The following is a 16,063-nucleotide window of genomic DNA, read 5'->3' as shown; positions in this document are numbered from 1 at the left end:
CCGCCGCCGCCCGCACCACGGCGGCGGCGGTGACCGCCCGCTACTCGCCGTCCACGTACAGGCGCAGGTGCCGGGCCGTCAGCGACGTGCCGGAGGCGACGAGCTCGCCCGGCGTGCCCGTGAAGACCACCTGGCCGCCGTCGTGACCCGCGCCCGGCCCCAGGTCCACGATCCAGTCCGCGTGCGCCATCACCGCCTGGTGATGCTCGATCACGATCACCGTGTTGCCGTCGTCGACCAGCCGGTCCAGCAGCGCCAGCAGCCGGTCCACGTCCGCCAGGTGCAGGCCCGTGGTGGGCTCGTCCAGGATGTACGTGGTGCCGTTCTTCGCCATGTGGATGGCCAGCTTCAGCCGCTGCCGCTCACCGCCCGACAGCGTCGTCAGCGGCTGGCCCAGCGCCACGTACCCCAGCCCCACCGCCTCCAGCCGGTCCAGGATCGCCCGCGCCGGCCCCGAGGTGAAGAACTCGCGCGCCCGCGACACCGACATGCCCAGCACGTCGCTGATGTTCTTGCCGCGCAGCGTGTAGGACAGCACCTGCGGCGTGAACCGCTTGCCGTCGCACTCCTCGCACACGGTCGCCACGTCGGCCATCATCGCCAGATCGGTGTAGATCAGCCCGATGCCCTTGCACGCCGGGCATGCCCCCTCGGAGTTGGCGCTGAACAGGCCCGGCTTGACCCCGTTGGCCTTCGCGAACGCCGCCCGGATGGGGTCGAGCACGCCGGTGTAGGTGGCCGGGTTGCTGCGCCGCGAGCCGCGGATCGGCGACTGGTCGGCCACGATCACGCCGTCGCGGCCCGCCAGGTTGCCGTGGATGAGCGAGCTCTTGCCCGACCCCGCCACCCCGGTGACGACCGTGAGCACGCCCGCCGGCAGGTCCACGCTCACGTCACGCAGGTTGTGCTGGGTGGCGCCGCGGATCGGCAGCCACCCCGACGGCTGCCGCACCGACTCGCGCAGCGTGACCCGGTGGTCCAGGTAGCGGCCGGTCAGCGACCCCGAGGCGCGCAGCCCCGCCAAATCGCCCGCGTAACACAGCGTGCCGCCGGCCGCGCCCGCGCCCGGCCCCAGGTCGACCACGTGGTCGGCGATCCTGATCGTCTCCGGCTTGTGCTCGACCACCAGCACCGTGTTGCCCTTGTCGCGCAACTGCAGCAGCAGGTCGTTCATCCGCTGGATGTCGTGCGGGTGCAGGCCCGCCGTCGGCTCGTCGAACACGTACGTGACGTCCGTCAGGCTGGAGTTGAGATGGCGCACCATCTTCACCCGCTGCGCCTCGCCGCCCGACAGCGTCGAGGACTCCCGGTCCAGGCTCAGATAGCCCAGCCCGATCTCCACCAGCGACTCCAGCGTGTCACGCAGCCCCTGCACCACCGGGCCCACCGTCGGGTCGGAGATGCCCGCGACGAACGCCGCCAGGTCGCTGATCTGCATCGACGAGCACGCCGCGATGTCGACGCCGTCGATCGTCGCCGAGCGGGCCGCCTCGTTGAGCCGGGTGCCCTTGCAGTCGGGGCAGGTGGTCAGCTGCACCGCCCGGTCGGCGAACGCCCGCGTCTGCCCCTTCATCGACTCGCGGTCCTTGCCCAGGAAGCTGCGCCGCACCTTGGGGACCAGGCCCTCGTAGGTGAAGTTGTTGGCGCCCACCTTGACCTTGACCGGCTCCTTGTGCAGGAAGTCGGCCCACTCGGTCTCGGTGTAGTCGGCCAGCTTGCGGTCGGGGTCGAAGAAGCCGGAGCCGACGATGATCTGCCACGGCCAGGTGTCGACGCCGTAGCCGGGCACCTTGATCGCGCCCTCCTTCAGCGACAGCGACCGGTCGACGAGCTCGTCCACCTCGATGTCGGTGATCTTGCCCAGGCCCTCGCACGCCGGGCACATCCCGGCCGGCAGGTTGAAGCTGAAGGCCATCGGCGGGCCGACGTGCGGGGTGGCGATCCGGCTGAAGACGATGCGCAGCATCGTGTACGCGTCGGTCGCGGTGCCGACGGTCGAGCGGGCGTTGGAGCCCATCCGCTCCTGGTCGACGATGATCGCCGCGCTCAGGTTGTGCAGGGCGTCGACGTCCGGGCGCGCCAGGCTCGGCATGAACCCCTGCAGGAACGCCGTATAGGTCTCGTTGATCAGCCGGCGTGACTCCGCCGCGATCGTCTCGAAGACCAGCGAGGACTTGCCGGAGCCGGAGACCCCGGTGAAGACGGTGAGCCGCCGCTTGGGAATGTCGAGGGAGACGCCGGTGAGGTTGTTCTCGCGCGCGCCCCGGACCTGGATGTGGTCGTGGCTGTCGGCCGCGGTGTGATCGTGAGCAGGTGAGCTTCCGCCATTCATGGCTTCAAGTTTGCCATTAAACTGCTGATATAGACTTTTGGCGAGATTTCCTGGGCTTTCACCGGGCGAACCTTAAAATCCGACGTAACCCTGGAGGTGCGGTGCGGCCCATCGACCTGGCCCGGCTGGCGGGCGTGTCGACGCAGCAGATCCGCAACTACGCCGACGAGGGCGTCCTGCCGCCGACGCCCCGCACCCCGGCCGGCTACCGCAGCTTCGACGCCCGCCACCGCCGCGCCCTGCTCGCCTACCAGGCGCTGGCCGCCGGGTTCGGCCGCGACCTGGCCCGGGCCATCATGCAGGCCGTCCACGACGGCCAGGTGCCCGTCGCCCTCACGCTCATCGACGCCGGCCACGCCGAGCTGCACGAGCAGCGCCTGGCCCTGCGCGCCACCGGCGAGGCCCTGGAAGCCGTCGCCGGGCAGGACACCACCCAGGCGCCCCGCTCCGGCCTGCGCATCGGCGAGGTCGCCGCCCACCTCGGCGTGCGCGCCTCGGCCCTGCGGCTGTGGGAGTCGGCCGGGCTGCTCAAACCCCGCCGCGAGCACGGCACCCGCTACCGCACCTACGGGCCGGCCGACGTCCGCGACGCCCGCATGGTCGCCATCCTGCGCCAGGGCCGCTACCCGTTCCCGCAGATCAGGCTCGTGCTGGACGGGCTGCGCCGCACCGGGGGCAGCGCCGCGCTGCGCGCCGCCATCACCCACCGCCAGGCCGAGCTCACCGGACGGGCCACCGCCATGCTCGAAGCCGCCGCCCGCCTGCACGCCTACCTCGGCGGCCACGACTAGACGGCGTGCGCGGCACCGGGCCGATGCTGGACCGGAGATCCCGGCATAATGCAGACAATCTGCACACGGGAGACACCACGCATGGACACGCCACCATCGCAGGCGGAGCGGATCGACGGGCCGGCCGTCCGGATCGGCGCGCTCGTCCCGCTGACCCGGCCCGGCTGGACCGAGGCGGGCCGCCACCTGCACGCCGGGCTCGAACTGGCCGCCCGCCACGTCAACGACGACGGCGGCATCGCCGGACGGCCGCTCGAACTGCTCGTCCGCGACACCGCCGCCGACCCGGGCAAGGCCGAGGCCGCCGTGGAGGAGCTGGCCGGTCTCGGCGTCGCCGCCGTGGCGGGCGAGTACCACAGCGTCGTCGCGCGCGCCGCCGCCACCCGGGCCGACGCCCTCGGCCTGCCGTTCCTCTGCTCGTCGGCGGTCCTCGACGCGCTCACCGAACAGCCCGCGAAAACGGTCGCGCGCCTGGCGCCCGCCCAGTCCCACGGCTGGCGGATCTACGCGGACTTCCTGCTCGGCGCCGGCCACCGCCGCGTCGCCGTGGCCACCGAGCCGAGCCTGTACTGGGCCTCCGGCACCCGCATCCTCCGCGAGCACCTCACACCGCGCGGCGGCACGCTCGCCGAGCTCGACATGCGCGCGCTCACCCCCGCCGCCGCGTGCGACGAACTCGCCGCCCAGGGCGCCACCGCCCTGCTGCTCCTGGTCGGCACCCCCGAGCCCGCCGTGCCGATCGTCCGGGCCGTCCGCCGCGACCCCCGCCTGGCCGGCCTCCTGATCGGCGCCCCGGCCGGACAGCCGGAGTTCGCCGGCTGGGCCGCCGCGCTGGGCGGCGACGGCGCCGCGATACCGTTCCTGCGCTACCTGCCCGAGCGGCTGACCCCGCTCGGCGCCCGCGTCGAGACCGCCCTGCGCGAACAGCTGGCCGAAACGCCGTCCTTCGTCGCCTTCGAGGGCTACGACACGATCACCGTCCTGGCCGGCGTGCTGCGCTCCCACGGCGCCGACCGGGCGCGCATCGCCGACGCCTGGCCGCACATGGACGTCGAGGGCACCCGCGGGCCGATACGGTTCTCCGACGTGCCCGGCATCAACGTCCGGCAGTGGGCGTGGCCGCCCGTCCAGGTCGCCGACCGCGACCCCGGGCACCCCGGCCGCTTCCGGATCCTGCACACCGGCTGACAAGGAGCGCGGGCGGGGTCAGATCGACTCCCGGGCCACGGCCTCGCCGCGGATCCCCGTCTCACGCTCCACGCCGGCCAGGGCCTCCCGGGCCAGCTCCCGCACCGCCGCCCACTCCGCCGCCTCGCCCAGGGCGGCGGGGGTCCACAGGCGCGCGTTCTCCTCCCCGCTCATCTCCTCCAGGCGGCGGTCGAGGCGCTCCAGCTCGCCGATGACGCCCGGGCTCAGGGTCCGGGCCTCCTTCAGGACCCAGAGCGTCGCCAGCGCGCCGTCGTACTCCAGCGCGAGCTCGTCGACCGGGAGCCGGCCGCGCCCGAGCATGGCCGCCTGCCGCTCGCCGTCACGGGCCAGCCACACCAGGATCCTGACGATGATCTCCAGGGCCAGGCCAGGGCCGGGCACGTGGCTGCCGGCGGTCACGAGCGCCCGCCCGTGAACGGCGGCTCGCCCTCCTTCAGCGGCCGGAAGCGCAGCGCCGACCACACCTCGTCCACCGCCACCTGCCCGTTGGGGCGCAGCCCGTACTCGCCCACGATGGGCCAGAGCGTGTCCCGGTTGACGTCGGCCTTGTTGCCCTTCGGGTAGGCCACCCACAGCACCGCGGGCCGGGTGAGCCCGTCGCGGTGCTCGTCGAGCAGCCGGCGCGCCTCGTCCGCGCCGGAGGCGAACAGCACCGCGACCCCCGCCTCGCCGGGCCCGGCGGCCAGGGTCACGTCCTCGGGCAGCGGGTCCAGCAGCGGCCGGTGCTCGGCGTGAGAGATCCACACCGAGGCGCCGGGCTTGATCAGCAGCTTCTCGCAGACGGTCTTGCCGGCCATGTCAGACCCTTTCGTAGGTCAGGTCCAGCACGCCGGTGCCGAACGTGGTGGAGGAGGTCAGCCGCAGCGGGACCCGCCCGGTCGCGTCGTCGAACAGCTTCTGGCCGCCGCCCACGACGAGCGGGTGCACGAGCAGGTGCAGCTCGTCCAGCAGCCCGTCGCGCAGCAGCGAGCGCACCAGCGCGGGGCTGCCGCTCATGCCGATGTCGCCGCCCGGCTCCCGCTTGAGCGCCGCCACCTGGTCGTAGCCGACGACCGTGGTGTTGTGCCAGGCGGGGTCGGCCAGGGTGGTGGAGACCACGTACTTGGGGATGTCGTTAAGCAGCTTGGCCATCGGATCCTCGTCCGGGTTCTGGTGCGGCCAGTGCGCGGCGAACTCCTCGTAGGTGCTGCGGCCCAGGAGCAGGGCCTCGCCCCGGTCCATGAGCGCGCCGACCGACCGGCCCATGTCCTCGTCATAGTAGGGGAAATGCCAGGTCTGAGGTGCTTCGACGACGCCGTCGAGCGACACGAACAGGCCGGCGATGATCTTCCTCATGGAGGGACCTCCTTCTCGGGTGGTCCCCATCCTCTAGCCGACAAAAAATTTTGTCAAGACGGCCGCAGCCCTCCCCGGAGGCGGCTCCGGGGAGGGTCTAGGACTCCAGGAAGTGCAGGATGGCCAGCACGCGGCGGCTGTAGCCGGTGGCGTGCGACAGGTTCAGCTTGTCGAACAGCGAGTTCACGTGCTTCTCCACGGCGCTCTGCGACACGTGCAGCGCCTGCGCGATCGAGGCGTTGGTCAGCCCCTGCGCCATCCGCTCCAGCACCTCGCGTTCACGCGCGGTCAGCCGCGCCAGCGGATCCACCTGCGTCGTGCGCGCCAGCAACTGGCGCACCACCTCGGGATCGAACGCCGCGCCCCCCGCGCCCACCCGCTCCAGCGCGTCCAGGAAGTCGCCCACCTGCGCCACGCGATCCTTCAGCAGGTAGCCGACCCCCGCCACGTCCGCGCTCATCAGCTCGGTGGCGTACTTCTTCTCCACGTACTGCGACAGCACCAGCACCCGCACGCCCGGCCAGCGCCGCCTGATCTCCAGGGCCGCGCGCAGCCCCTCGTCGGTGTGCGTGGGCGGCATCCGCACGTCCACCACCACGATGTCCGGCACGTGCGCCGCCACGGCCGCCACCAGCGCCTCGCCGTCGCCGACGGCCGCGGGCACCTCGTGGCCCTCCTCCAGCAGCAGCCGCACCAGGCCCTCGCGCAGCAGCGTCGAGTCCTCGGCCAGGATCACCCGCACGGCAGCACCGCCGTCACCAGCGTCGGCCCGCCCGGCGGGCTGTCGACCTCGAAGACGCCGTCCAGCGCCGCCACCCGCCGTCCCAGCCCCGACAGGCCGCCGCCGGCGGCGCTCGCGCCGCCCGTCCCGTCATCTCGTACGCGCACGACGAGCATGCTGCCATCGCGGCGCACGTCCACCTCGACCAGGGCCGCCGACGCGTGCTTGGCCGCGTTGGTGACGGCCTCGCTCACCACGAAGTACGCCGCCGTCTCCACCGCCATCGGCGGCCGCTCCGCCAGCTCGCACGACACCCGCACCGGCACCCCGGCCCGTTCGGACACCCCGGCCAGCGCCTCGCCCAGCCCGAACGTGTCGAGCCCGCTCGGGTAGACCCGCCAGGCCACCTCGCGCAGCTCGGCCAGCGCCCGCTGCGCCTCGTCGTGCGCCTGGTCCAACAGCTCAGGGCGGCCCCGGCGGGAACGTCCGATCAGCATCGACAGCGCCACCAGCCGCTGCTGCAGGCCGTCGTGCAGGTCACGCTCGATCCGCCGCCGTTCGGAGTCGACGGCCGCGACGATGCCCGCCCGGCTCTCGGCCAGCTCGGCGATGCGGCGCTCCAGGGCGAGCGTGCGGTCGCCGGCCAGCAGCCGGCTCGCCAGCCAGCGTTCGAGGACGTGTACGCCCACCAAGCCCGACAAGAGCGAAAAAAGTGCGACAAGTCCGACGAGGAGGAAGTAACCGCCGATCGTCCACGACGGCGCCATCCCGTCGAACGGCTCCCCGTGCCCCCAGCTCCACAGCAGCGCCACGACGCTCTTGACGCCGTAACCCACTAGGAACAGCAGCAGCCCGCCCAGCACCCCCACGGGCGCCCGGGCGGCCAGATAGCGCAGCAGCCGGTCCCGGTCGCCCTGGACCAGCGCGTCCAGCTCCGAGACCTCCAGCCGCAGCCGCCTGGCCTCCAGCGCGGCCAGCCGGCGGGCGGCCCCGTCCGCCCGTCCTCCCAGCAACGGCGCCACCAGCAGGAAGATCAGCTCCACCGGCGCGGTGAGCGCGCCCAGAGCCACCCTGCCGGCGACCCGCGCGCCCTCAACGACCGGCCGCATGCCGTCCCTTGCGGCGCTCGCTCAGCCGTACGCCGATGAAGACCAGCACCGCCAGCGCCACGAGGCCGAGCACGATCTTCGACCCGATGCCCGCGTACGTCTCCACCAGGTGCCAGTTCTCGCCCAGCAGGTAGCCGGCCATCACGAACACCGTGTTCCAGATCGCGCTGCCGATCAGCGTCAGCAGCGTGAACTGCATCAGCGGCATCCGCTCGACCCCGGCCGGGATCGAGATGAGGCTGCGGAAGATCGGGATCATCCGCCCGAAGAACACCGCCTTCTTGCCGTGCTTGAGAAACCACGCCTCCGTCTTCTCGATGTCGGAGATCTTCACCAGCGGAAGCTTGCCCGCGATCGCCAGCGTCCGCTCCCGGCCCAGCGCAGCTCCCACCCCGTAGAGCGCCAGCGCCCCCACCACCGAGCCGAGCGTCGTCCAGATCAGCGCGTCGACCAGACCCATCGACCCCTTGCTGGCCGTGAACCCCGACAGCGGCAGGATCACTTCGCTCGGCAACGGCGGGAAAAGGTTCTCCAGCGCGATCGCGATTCCGGCCCCCGGCGCTCCGAGGGCGTCCATCAACTCCACTACCCAATCAACCATGCGCATAAGGGTACGGAAGATCAACTCTACCTGGGATGAGGATCGCTGCCGAGGTTGGGTGCGGAAAACCACACCCATACGTACCGTACACTGTACGGTCGTGAGTCTTCCACAGGATTCGGTACGGCACGCGGTCGTCTTCGAGCCCGGCGATCCCCCCAGGAGCGGGCGGATGGCCTTCCTCGACCCCGGCGGCGACACCACCCTAACCGTCGCCCGCCCGGACGGGACCCACGAGGTCGCGGCCACCCGCGTCCTCGTGGCCGACGCCGTCGCCGCGCTGGCCAGGGCCCGCGCCGACGAATCCGCCCACCCCGCCGCCCGGTTCTGGGGAGCCGCCGCCCTGGTGGCGCTGCAGCTCGTCGCCCGCGGCCGCGTCCTGCCCGGCGTCACCGGCCAGGACCACGACTCCTGGCGCGCGGGCCCGTTCGACGCCGCCGACGCCCGCCGCATCCGCGAGCTCGCCGACGCCATGCCCGCCGAAGCCCGCGCCGTCCCCCTTCCCGCGACCGGCGAAGGAGACACGGGGGCAGAGACAGGGACGGGGGCGGGCGCCGAGCCGCGCCTGCCCGACGCCGAAAGCCACGTACGGGCGTTCCTGGACGCGGTCGCCGACGCCATGCCGCGTTCCCCCGGAGCCGTCCGGGCCACCGGCACCACCGCCTACGCCGCCGCCCGCCCCGTCAAGGTGCCCCGGCTGCGCCCCTGGGCCGAGGAGGTGTCGGCCGGGCTCGACTCCGGCGTGCGGCTGTCGCTGCGCCTGGAGGCCGACGACCCCGCACGCGGCGAGTTCCGCGCCGTCATGCAGCTCCACAGCCTCGCCGACCCCTCACTCGTGGTCGACGCCGCCGACCTGTGGGAAGGCCGCGACCCCGGCCTCGGCGGGCGCGCCAGGATCGAGGCCACCCTGGCCATCCGCCGCGCCGCCCGCGCCTGGCCCCGCCTCGAACGGCTGCTGGAAAGCGCCGTCCCCGACGAGCTCCCGCTGAGCGACGCCGACCTCGAAGAGCTGCTCGCCGGCGCCGCCAGCCGCCTGGACGCCGCCGGGGTCGAGGTCCACTGGCCCAAGTCCCTGGTCAGCGGCCTGACCGCGCGCGCCGCCGTCGGCCTGCGCGACACCGCCCCCTCCGACCTGCCCTCCTTCCTCGGCGGACACCACCTGACCAGCTTCGACTGGCAGCTCGCCCTCGGCGGCGAACGGCTGACCGCCGCCGAGATGGACCACCTGGCCGAGACGCACCGGCCCGTCGTCCGGCTGCGCGACCAGTGGGTCCTCATCGACCCCGGCGTGGCCCGCAAGGTCCGCAGCCACCTCAAGCCGATGACCGCGCTCGACGCCCTCGGCGCCGCGCTGACCGGCACCGTCGAGGTCGACGGCGAGCACGTGCCCGTCGAGCCGAGCGCCTGGCTGAGCGAGCTGCGCGACCGCCTCGCCGAGCCCGCCGACGTCGGTCCGCCGCCCGGCCTGGCCGCCACGCTGCGCGACTACCAGCTCCAGGGGCTGCGCTGGCTGGCCAGGATGACCTCGCTCGGCCTCGGCGGCTGCCTGGCCGACGACATGGGCCTGGGCAAGACCATCACGCTCATCGCCCTGCACCTCACCCGCCAGGGCACCGGACCCACACTCGTCGTCTGCCCGGCCTCGCTGATGGGCAACTGGGAGCGGGAGATCTCCAGGTTCGCCCCCGGCGTCCCGGTACGCCGCTACCACGGCGCCCAGCGCACCCTGGCCGACGACGGCTTCGTCCTGACCACGTACGGCACCATGCGGCTGGACGCCGCCCGGCTCGGCGAGCACCCCTGGGGGCTGCTCGTCGCCGACGAGGCCCAGCATGTCAAGAACCCCGCCTCCGGCACCGCCAAGGCGCTGCGCGAGATCCCCGCCGCCGCCCGCGTCGCCCTCACCGGCACCCCGGTGGAGAACAACCTGTCGGAGCTGTGGGCCATCCTCGACTGGACCACGCCCGGCCTGCTCGGCCCCCTCACCCGCTTCCGGTCCCGGTGGGCCAAGCCGGTCGAGTCCGGCGACAAGGCCACCGCCGAACGGCTGGCCCGCCTCGTCGGCCCGTTCCTGCTGCGCCGCCGCAAGTCCGACCCCGGCATCGCGCCCGAGCTGCCGCCCAAGACCGAGACCGACCGCCCCGTCCCGCTCACCACCGAACAGGCCGGCCTGTACGAGGCCGTCGTGCGCGAGATCATGACGCAGATCGAGAGCGCCCAGGGCATGGCCAGGCGCGGCCTCATCGTCAAGCTGCTCACCGGGCTCAAGCAGATCTGCAACCACCCCGCCCAGTATCTGCACGAGGCCGACCCGCGCCTGCCCGGCCGCTCCGGCAAGCTGGAGCTGCTCGACGAGCTCGTCGACACCATCGTCGCCGAGGACGGCGCCGTCCTGGTGTTCACCCAGTACGTCCAGATGGCCCGCCTGCTCGACAAGCACCTGTCCGCGCGCGGCGTCGGCACCCAGCTCCTGCACGGCGGCACCCCCGTCGCCCGCCGCGAGGAGATGGTCCGGCGCTTCCAGGACGGCGCCGCCCCGGTGTTCCTGCTGTCGCTCAAGGCCGCCGGCACCGGGCTCAACCTCACCCGCGCCGACCACGTCATCCACTACGACCGCTGGTGGAACCCCGCCGTCGAGGACCAGGCCACCGACCGCGCCTACCGCATCGGCCAGACCCGGCCCGTCCAGGTGCACCGGCTCATCGCCGAAGGCACCATCGAGGACCGCATCGCCCAGATGCTCGTCGCCAAGCGCTCCCTGGCCGACGCCGTGCTCGCCTCCGGCGAGGCCGCCTTCACCGAGCTGACCGACGCCGAACTCGCCGCCCTCGTGGAGCTGAGATGACCGACGCCCGCGGCTTCGCCGCCTTCCCCCCGCAGCGGACCGGCGCCCGCTTCGCCACCTCCTGGTGGGGCCGCGCCTGGATCAAGGCGCTGGAGGACACCTCCCTCGACCACACGCTGCTGAAGAACGGCCGCGCCTACGCCAAGACCGGCCAGGTCGGCCCCATCACCGTCAGCCCCGGCCGGCTCGCCGCCGTCACCGAGCACGAGTACGACACCGTCGTCCGCGTCGAACAGCTCACCGACGCCGCCTGGGAACGCTTCCTCGACCAGGTCGCCGCCAAGGCCGGGCACATCGCCGCCCTGCTCGACCGCGACATGCCGCACGACCTGGTCGAGGCCGCCGAGGACGCCGCCGTGCCGCTGCTGCCCACCGTCGGCGACCTGGAGCCCGAATGCTCCTGCCCCGACTGGGGCCACCCGTGCAAGCACGCCGCCGCCCTGTGCTACCAGGCGTCCTGGCTGCTCGACGACGACCCGTTCGTGCTGCTGCTCCTGCGGGGGCGCGGCGAGCGCGAGCTCATCGACGGGCTCCAGCGCCGCGACGTGCCCGCCACCGCCCCGCAGGGCGTCCCCGTCGCCGACGCCTACGCGCTCGGCGTCCCGCCGCTGCCCGACCCGCCGCCGCTGGACGTCACGTTCACGCCGCTCGGCCTGGAGCCTGCCCCCGGCGTCGACGTGGCCGCGCTGGAGGTGCTCGCCGCCTCCGCCGCCTCCCGGGCCCGCGAACTGCTCCTCACCGGCGCGTCCACGCCGCTCACCGAATACCAGGACCGGGTACGCCTGTCCGCCGAGTTCGGGCTCGACCTGGGCCTCGACGCGGCGGTGGCCGCCTGGCGGCACGGCGGCGCCGGTGGCCTGGACGCGCTCGAGAGCCCGTGGACGCCGCCCAAGCAGGACCTGGCCCGCGCCCGCGCGCTGCTGGAGGCCGGCTGGGAGGGCGAGCCGCCGATGGTCGAGGCCTGGCGCAACCAGTGGACCGTCGGCGACCGGCAACTGCGCTACGGCCGCGACGGCCGCTGGTACCCGTTCGCCCGCCGCGACGGCGCCTGGTGGCCTGACGGGCCGCCGGAACGCGACCCGTCGGCCCTGCTCACCTGATCGCCTTCAGATCCACCACGACCTGCTCGCCGTCCCGCGCGTAGACGAGCAGACCGGGCGTCCGGTAGTCGAGGACCGGACTGTACACGGTCGGACCCAGCGTTCCCGACTTCCCGGTGGCCAGGTCGTACAGCACCTCGCTCGTCCGCTCGTGGGAGACCACCACGAAGCGGTCGAGCGCGGGCACCGACATCATGGTCGGGCCCGGCAGCTCACGCCTGCCGCCGCCGTCGCGGCGGGAGGCGGTGCGGCCGTGCACGCACCACGTGACCGCGCACACCCCTCCGGCGACGGACGCCCGGCTGCGCTCCCCCGTGCGCAGATCGACCAGGCCGCCGAACGCGGCCTCCTTGGTCGGCCGGTTGCCGGGCCTGGGGCGGGCGGCCCACGGCCACGCCAGCAGGGTGTGCCCGGCCGAGCCGGCCACCTGCTCGGCTCTGCCGCCGGTCAGCGGCATCCGGTAGACGCCCTCGCGGCCCCACGGCGACCACACCAGCCGGCCGCCCGCGATCTCCAGGTCGATGCCCTGCGGGGCGTTCTTCAGCGTGGCGACCTGGCGCTGCGTGCCGCCGGTGACCGGGGCCGTCCAGATCTCCACCACGCGCACGCCCGCGTGGCGGCGCAGCGTCCACCAGGCCAGCAGCCCCTCACCGACCGCGACGAACGGCGAGGTGACCACGGTGCCGCGCGGCGAGCGCACGTCCACCAGCCGGCGGGCGGTCCGCTTCCTGACGTCGTAGGCCCACAGCGCGTGGATCCTGTCGCCGTCCTCCGTCCGCACCAGCAGCGACCGGTCGTCCAGGTACCGTTCCGGCCGCATGGGCTGCCCGTTCGGCAGCTTCTCGGGAACGGTGCGGACCACGCCCGGCCACACCTTCTCGACGGGCGGCGGCACCGGGTGGGCCCGCGGCGAGGCCGGGGTGGCAGGCGCGAACGTCGGCGAGGGCCGCGCCGCCACGACGCGCTCGCCCGGCGGGACCATCACCGCGGCGACCGCCGACAGCACCGCGACCGTGGCCGCCGCCGACAGCACGGACCCCCTGCGCCGTCGCCGCCGGTGCCCCGTCTCGATCCGCGTCCGCAGGTCGGCCGCCGGCCGCGGCGCGTGCCCGGCCGCCCGCGCGAACTCCTCGCGCAGCCGCCGTTCCAGCTCGGCGCTCACGTCACGCTCCCCAGGCTCTCGACGATCGCGGGGACGTCACCGCGCAGCTTGTCCAGGGCCCGCGACGCCTGGCTGCGCACCGTGCCGCGCGAGATGCCCAGGACGACGGCGATCTCGGCGTCGCTCAGCTGCTCGTAGTAGCGCAGCACCAGCACCGCCCGCTGGCGGCGCGGCAGCCGCGCCAGCGTGTCCCACAGCGGCGACCCCTCGTACGGCCGGTCCCGCCAGGTCCGGTCGGGCGGCTCGGCCGTGACGTGCTCGCGCCGCCGCAGCCGCCAGGCGTTGACGTGCAGCCGGCTCATCGTCGTCTTGACGTACGCCTCCGGGTCGTGCTTGCGCCGCACCCGCTCCCACGCTCCGCGTAACCGCACCAGGGCCTCCTGCACCAGATCGGCCGCGTCGTGCGGATTGCCGGTCAGCACGTAGCCGTAGCGGAGCAGCACGTCCACCCGGTCGGCGACGAACCGCTCGAACAGCTCCTCGTCCTGCACGTCCACGCCCTCCTGTCATGGTCATCCCGACTGAGACGGCCGGAGGGCGCCAGGTGTTGCACCGTCAGGGCGCCGGTCTGGGCGGGTTGGGGAGCTGGGCGATCTCCTCGGGGGTCAGGGCGCGGCAGCCGAGCGCGATCACGCCGCTGAAGGAGTTGTTCTCGCACATCACCGCGACGGTCGCGCAGGTGGCGGCGATCGTGGCGGCGATGACGCGGATCGGGTTGCAGGTCAGGCCGATCTGTCCCTTGGGCAGGGCCGCCGCGGGCAGGCCGAGCAGGCTGAGGAGCAGGGCCGTGCTGGGCGCGGTGGCCGTGGTCGTGATCACGCAGCACTGCGGCGCGGGGTCGGCGTGGGCCGCCGGGGCGGCCAGGACGAGGCCCGCCGCGGCTGCGGTGGTGGCCGCGGCGGCGGCCAGGGTCCTGCGGATGCGCATCAAGAGCTCCGTACGTAAGGGACGATCATTACGATCAGCCACGTACCCCCAACAATGTGTTACGCATCAACAGAACTGGTCAAAGCCGGTCGGCTATCGCGGTGGCCAGCTCGATGACGGCGGCCCGGCGGCGGGCCAGCGCCTCGGCGGGGTCGGGCTCGTCGAGGATCAGGCGGCGCAGTTGCGGCACCGAGAAGTTCCACGCGACCAGGCCGATGAGGGTGAACAGCCAGTCGCGCGCCCGCCGCTCGTCGGGCATGCCGGCCTCCATCAGGGCACGGACGTTGGCCCGGTAGCCCTCGACGCGCTCCCCCTCGCCCGGCACCGGGCCGTCGCCCGACTCCAGCGCCTCCCACAGCAGCAGCCTGACCAGGTCCGGGTTCTCCTGGTAGCGGTCGAACAGCTGGCCGGCGATCTCGGGCAGCTTGCGCGGGTCGAGGTCGAGCGTGTGGCAGATCTCCTGCAACTGCGCGGCCACCACGGCGCCGAACAGCTTCTCCTTGTTGCCGAAGTAGAGGTAGATCGCCTGCTTGTTGGCGCGCGCGGCGGTCGCGATGCGCTCGATCCTGGCCCCGGCCAGGCCGTGCTCGGCGAACTCCGCGCTGGCCGCGGCGAAGATCCGCTGCCTGGTCGCCTCGGCGTCGTACGTCATGGAAGGAATTAAACCATCCGGTTGACATGCAGGCCGAATCACGCCACGATCTAAACCAACCAGATGGTTTATTACTGAAGGAGACCACCATGTCCGTCGCCCCCATGCCCGTCAGCACCCCGCTGCCCGCCGCGCTCGCCGGCCGCACCGTGCTCGTCATCGGCGGCAGCTCCGGCATCGGCCTTGCCGCCGGCGAGCTGCTGCGTTCACTCGGCGCCCGCGTCGTCCTCGTGGCCCGCGACAAGGCCCGCCTGAACGCCGCCGTCGCCCACTGCCTGGCCGTGCCCGGCGCCACGCATGACGACCCCGTGCTCGGGATCGCCGCCGACGCCGGCGACGAGCGGGAGCTGGACCGCGTCTTCGAGCAGGCCGGCCCCATCGACCACGTGCTGGTGACGGCAGGCGGCTTCCAGGTCGGCCCGCTCGACGCCACCCCGCGCGCCGACGTGCAGGACGCCGTCGACAGCCGGCTCTGGGGCGCCTACGCCGTCGCCCGCGCCGCCGCCCCCCGCCTGCCCGCCGGCGGCTCCATCACGTTCACCTCCGGCCTCTACGCGACCCGCCCGCTGCCCGGCATGGCCGCCGCCGTCGCCGCGATCGGCGCTGTCGAGGCCCTCACCAAGGCGCTGGCCGTCGAGCTGGCCCCGCGCCGGGTGCGCGTGAACGCCGTCCGCTACGGCGTGTTCGACACGCCGCTGGCCCGCGGCGCGCTGGGCGCGGCCACCGACGAGGCCGTCGCCGAGGCGGGCCGCGCCTTCCTGCCCGGCCGCCTGGGCACCCCCGCCGAGGCGGCCGCCGCCCCGATCTTCCTGATGTCGGACAACTACGTCTCCGGCGCCGTCATCCCCGTCGACGGCGGCCAGAGCCTCGTCTGACCCGCCCCTCAGGCCAGGTTGAGCTGCCAGGACACGCCGAACCTGTCGTTGACCCAGCCGAAGCGCTTGCTGAAGCCGTGGTCGCCCAGCGGCATCAGCGCCGCGCCGCCCTCCGACAGAGCCGCGTACAGCCGCTCGATCTCGTCCGCCGACTCGCACTGCACGTACAGCGACATCGACGGCGTGAACGTGAAGTCGTGGCGCACCGCGCTGTCGATGGCCATGTACTCCTGCCCCGCCAGCCGGAACGTGGCGTGCAGCACGCTGCCCTCCGCGCCCGGCCCGTCCGGGCCGTAGCGGGTGACGGAGACGATCTCCGCGTCGTCGAACAGCGACACGTAGAAGGTCATGGCCTCCTCGGCCTTGCCCTCGAACATGAGAAAGGTGGTGATTTTCTGGGACAT

Annotated in this window: 17 protein-coding genes; 5 read left to right on the top strand and 12 right to left on the bottom strand. The window is 73.4% G+C overall.

The features are described from left to right. Positions 1 to 40: 40 nt before the first annotated feature. Entirely contained in the window at positions 41 to 2,332 is a 2,292-nt protein-coding gene (locus AB0G11_RS44305) for an excinuclease ABC subunit UvrA (protein ID WP_357592917.1), read from the bottom strand. Positions 2,333 to 2,433: 101 nt separating this feature from the next. Between AB0G11_RS44305 and AB0G11_RS44300 the strand changes: the two genes are divergently transcribed. Together AB0G11_RS44300 and AB0G11_RS44295 are read left to right on the top strand one after the other, a co-directional pair. After that, positions 2,434 to 3,123 (top strand): MerR family transcriptional regulator, encoded by a 690-nt coding sequence (locus AB0G11_RS44300; RefSeq protein ID WP_357592915.1) that lies wholly within the window; start codon positions 2,434 to 2,436, stop codon positions 3,121 to 3,123. Positions 3,124 to 3,204: 81 nt separating this feature from the next. After that, on the top strand, positions 3,205 to 4,311 hold the full coding sequence (locus AB0G11_RS44295; protein ID WP_357592913.1) for an ABC transporter substrate-binding protein: 1,107 nt from the start codon (positions 3,205 to 3,207) through the stop codon (positions 4,309 to 4,311). An 18-nt stretch (positions 4,312 to 4,329) separates the two neighbouring features. Here AB0G11_RS44295 and AB0G11_RS44290 read toward each other — a convergent pair whose 3' ends face one another. From AB0G11_RS44290 to AB0G11_RS44265, 6 genes are all read right to left on the bottom strand, one after another. After that, the gene (locus AB0G11_RS44290) at positions 4,330 to 4,731 is read right to left on the bottom strand and encodes a hypothetical protein (protein ID WP_357592911.1); all 402 of its coding nucleotides are present in this window, start codon (positions 4,729 to 4,731) and stop codon (positions 4,330 to 4,332) included. Then, positions 4,728 to 5,129: a hypothetical protein gene (locus AB0G11_RS44285; protein ID WP_357592909.1), complete on the bottom strand. Its 402-nt coding sequence runs from the start codon at positions 5,127 to 5,129 to the stop codon at positions 4,728 to 4,730. The genes AB0G11_RS44290 and AB0G11_RS44285 overlap by 4 nt, the downstream gene beginning before the upstream one ends. A gap of 1 nt (position 5,130) precedes the next feature. Beyond that, positions 5,131 to 5,667 carry a dihydrofolate reductase family protein gene (locus tag AB0G11_RS44280; protein WP_357592907.1) on the bottom strand — a complete coding sequence of 179 codons (537 nt, stop codon included), beginning with the start codon at positions 5,665 to 5,667 and terminating at the stop codon, positions 5,131 to 5,133. A 97-nt stretch (positions 5,668 to 5,764) separates the two neighbouring features. Further along, a complete protein-coding gene (locus AB0G11_RS44275; RefSeq protein WP_219514606.1) occupies positions 5,765 to 6,409 on the bottom strand; it encodes a response regulator transcription factor in 645 nt (214 codons plus the stop codon). Continuing rightward, positions 6,400 to 7,497 (bottom strand): histidine kinase, encoded by a 1,098-nt coding sequence (locus AB0G11_RS44270; protein WP_219514598.1) that lies wholly within the window; start codon positions 7,495 to 7,497, stop codon positions 6,400 to 6,402. Before AB0G11_RS44270 ends, AB0G11_RS44275 begins: the two co-directional genes overlap by 10 nt. Next, positions 7,481 to 8,098: a DedA family protein gene (locus tag AB0G11_RS44265; RefSeq protein WP_357592905.1), complete on the bottom strand. Its 618-nt coding sequence runs from the start codon at positions 8,096 to 8,098 to the stop codon at positions 7,481 to 7,483. The genes AB0G11_RS44270 and AB0G11_RS44265 overlap by 17 nt, the downstream gene beginning before the upstream one ends. A 100-nt stretch (positions 8,099 to 8,198) precedes the next feature. On the opposite strand from AB0G11_RS44265, the gene AB0G11_RS44260 reads away from it, so the two are divergent. Together AB0G11_RS44260 and AB0G11_RS44255 are read left to right on the top strand one after the other, a co-directional pair. Beyond that, entirely contained in the window at positions 8,199 to 10,943 is a 2,745-nt protein-coding gene (locus AB0G11_RS44260) for a DEAD/DEAH box helicase (protein WP_357592903.1), read from the top strand. Further along, positions 10,940 to 12,043, top strand: coding sequence for an SWIM zinc finger family protein (locus tag AB0G11_RS44255; RefSeq protein ID WP_219514593.1), 1,104 nt, complete (start codon positions 10,940 to 10,942; stop codon positions 12,041 to 12,043). The genes AB0G11_RS44260 and AB0G11_RS44255 overlap by 4 nt, the downstream gene beginning before the upstream one ends. Here the strand turns inward: AB0G11_RS44255 and AB0G11_RS44250 are convergent. The 4 genes from AB0G11_RS44250 to AB0G11_RS44235 all read right to left on the bottom strand — a co-directional run bounded on the left by AB0G11_RS44250 (position 12,036) and on the right by AB0G11_RS44235 (position 14,784). Beyond that, entirely contained in the window at positions 12,036 to 13,205 is a 1,170-nt protein-coding gene (locus AB0G11_RS44250) for a hypothetical protein (protein ID WP_357592901.1), read from the bottom strand. The two genes, AB0G11_RS44255 and AB0G11_RS44250, sit on opposite strands and share 8 nt — an antisense overlap. Next, on the bottom strand, positions 13,202 to 13,702 hold the full coding sequence (locus AB0G11_RS44245) for a SigE family RNA polymerase sigma factor (protein WP_357592899.1): 501 nt from the start codon (positions 13,700 to 13,702) through the stop codon (positions 13,202 to 13,204). Before AB0G11_RS44245 ends, AB0G11_RS44250 begins: the two co-directional genes overlap by 4 nt. A gap of 58 nt (positions 13,703 to 13,760) precedes the next feature. Then, complete coding sequence (locus tag AB0G11_RS44240; RefSeq protein WP_219514576.1) at positions 13,761 to 14,132, bottom strand: hydrophobin family protein; 372 nt, start codon at positions 14,130 to 14,132, stop codon at positions 13,761 to 13,763. Between the two features lie 79 nt (positions 14,133 to 14,211). Next, the gene (locus tag AB0G11_RS44235; protein WP_219514573.1) at positions 14,212 to 14,784 is read right to left on the bottom strand and encodes a TetR family transcriptional regulator; all 573 of its coding nucleotides are present in this window, start codon (positions 14,782 to 14,784) and stop codon (positions 14,212 to 14,214) included. Between the two features lie 89 nt (positions 14,785 to 14,873). On the opposite strand from AB0G11_RS44235, the gene AB0G11_RS44230 reads away from it, so the two are divergent. Then, complete coding sequence (locus tag AB0G11_RS44230) at positions 14,874 to 15,659, top strand: SDR family oxidoreductase (RefSeq protein ID WP_357592897.1); 786 nt, start codon at positions 14,874 to 14,876, stop codon at positions 15,657 to 15,659. Positions 15,660 to 15,667: 8 nt separating this feature from the next. On the opposite strand, the gene AB0G11_RS44225 is transcribed toward AB0G11_RS44230, so the two are convergent. Beyond that, positions 15,668 to 16,063 (bottom strand): VOC family protein, encoded by a 396-nt coding sequence (locus AB0G11_RS44225; protein ID WP_219514571.1) that lies wholly within the window; start codon positions 16,061 to 16,063, stop codon positions 15,668 to 15,670.

The organism is Nonomuraea sp. NPDC023979, from assembly GCF_040639085.1.
In the GTDB taxonomy this organism is placed as follows: Bacteria; Actinomycetota; Actinomycetes; order Streptosporangiales; family Streptosporangiaceae; genus Nonomuraea; species Nonomuraea ceibae.
The sequence above is the reverse complement of the archived record's forward strand: the minus strand, read 5'-3'. Positions and strand labels throughout refer to the sequence as shown.

What these genes read in the sequence shown, in the direction of transcription:
- AB0G11_RS44305 (WP_357592917.1), bottom strand. Translation starts at nt 2,332, where the DNA reads ATGAATGGCGGAAGCTCACCTGCTCACGATCACACCGCGGCCGACAGC.
- AB0G11_RS44295 (WP_357592913.1), top strand. Translation starts at nt 3,205, where the DNA reads ATGGACACGCCACCATCGCAGGCGGAGCGGATCGACGGGCCGGCCGTC.
- AB0G11_RS44285 (WP_357592909.1), bottom strand. Translation starts at nt 5,129, where the DNA reads ATGGCCGGCAAGACCGTCTGCGAGAAGCTGCTGATCAAGCCCGGCGCC.
- AB0G11_RS44280 (WP_357592907.1), bottom strand. Translation starts at nt 5,667, where the DNA reads ATGAGGAAGATCATCGCCGGCCTGTTCGTGTCGCTCGACGGCGTCGTC.
- AB0G11_RS44270 (WP_219514598.1), bottom strand. Translation starts at nt 7,497, where the DNA reads ATGCGGCCGGTCGTTGAGGGCGCGCGGGTCGCCGGCAGGGTGGCTCTG.
- AB0G11_RS44265 (WP_357592905.1), bottom strand. Translation starts at nt 8,098, where the DNA reads ATGGTTGATTGGGTAGTGGAGTTGATGGACGCCCTCGGAGCGCCGGGG.
- AB0G11_RS44255 (WP_219514593.1), top strand. Translation starts at nt 10,940, where the DNA reads ATGACCGACGCCCGCGGCTTCGCCGCCTTCCCCCCGCAGCGGACCGGC.
- AB0G11_RS44240 (WP_219514576.1), bottom strand. Translation starts at nt 14,132, where the DNA reads ATGCGCATCCGCAGGACCCTGGCCGCCGCCGCGGCCACCACCGCAGCC.
- AB0G11_RS44235 (WP_219514573.1), bottom strand. Translation starts at nt 14,784, where the DNA reads ATGACGTACGACGCCGAGGCGACCAGGCAGCGGATCTTCGCCGCGGCC.
- AB0G11_RS44230 (WP_357592897.1), top strand. Translation starts at nt 14,874, where the DNA reads ATGTCCGTCGCCCCCATGCCCGTCAGCACCCCGCTGCCCGCCGCGCTC.
- AB0G11_RS44225 (WP_219514571.1), bottom strand. Translation starts at nt 16,063, where the DNA reads ATGTCCCAGAAAATCACCACCTTTCTCATGTTCGAGGGCAAGGCCGAG.